This window comes from Streptomyces sp. MB09-02B, assembly GCF_033794485.1.
Lineage (GTDB): Bacteria > Actinomycetota > Actinomycetes > Streptomycetales > Streptomycetaceae > Streptomyces.
Genome location: NZ_JARGEE010000923.1, coordinates 1 through 961, shown reverse-complemented (window position 1 = coordinate 961; position 961 = coordinate 1). Strand labels below are relative to the sequence as shown.

The 961-nt window shown below is 74.7% G+C and carries 1 protein-coding gene; it reads right to left on the bottom strand.

What is annotated here, in order from left to right; all coding sequences use genetic code 11:
- Positions 1-2: 2 nt before the first annotated feature.
- A complete protein-coding gene (locus P1P70_RS45105; protein ID WP_319248352.1) occupies positions 3-905 on the bottom strand; it encodes a sugar phosphate isomerase/epimerase family protein in 903 nt (300 codons plus the stop codon).
- Positions 906-961 lie beyond the last annotated feature (56 nt).

The window sequence follows — 961 nt, the reverse complement described above, 5'->3', positions numbered from 1 at the left end:
GATCACGAGGGGCTCCCGGGGTGGGCCGTGCGGCCGGTCGTTCGGTGCGGGAGGGACCGGTGCAGGAAGGAGAGGGACCGCTCGGCGAAGTGGGGGCCGGCGTGGGAGTGGCGGGGCAGTTCGACGACGGTCAGGGCTCGGTAGCCGACGGCGGTCAGGGCCTCCAGCACGGGCGGGAAGTCGATCTCGCCCTCGCCGAGCGGCAGATGCTCGTGGACGCCTCGCCGCATGTCCTCGATCTGGACGTGCCGCAGCCAGGGCGCGGCGGCGCGGACGCAGTCGGCCGGAGGGAGGGGTTCGAGGCATTGGCAGTGGCCGACGTCGAGGGTGAGGCCGAGTGCGGCGGGGCTGTCGAGGGCCTCGCGGAGGCGGTGGAAGTCGGCGAGCGTGGCGAGGAGGTGACCGGGTTCGGGTTCGATCGCGAGGGGGACACCGGCGGCGGTGGCGGCGTCGAGGACGGGGGTGAGTGCGTCGGGAAGGCGTTTCCAGGCGGTGTCCTCGTCCGTGCCGGGCGGGGTGATCCCGCTGAAGCAGTGCACGGCGTGGGCGCCGAGGTCGGCGGCGACCCGCACGGCACGGACGAGCAGGTCGGCGCGGCGGGCGCGGTCGTCGGGATCGGAGTCCAGCAGCGTGGGGCCGTGTTTGCGGCGCGGGTCCAGGACATAGCGGGCCCCGGTCTCCACGGTGACGGACAGCCCGAGCTCGTCCAGCCGTCGCGCGAGCCGCCGGGTGCGGGCGGCGAGGTCGGGGGCGAGCGGGTCGAGGTGCATGTGGTCGAGCGTGAGCCCGACCCCGTCGTAACCGAGGTCGGCGAGGAGGCCGAGCGCGTCGTCGAGCCGGAGATCGGCGAGACCGTTGGTGCCGTAGCCGAAGGAGAGCGTCGGGAGGGACGGCAGTGGGTTCATGCCGGGCCCGCCTCGGTGGGACACGCCGACGACGGTCCCGGCGCGCTCCCCTCGAC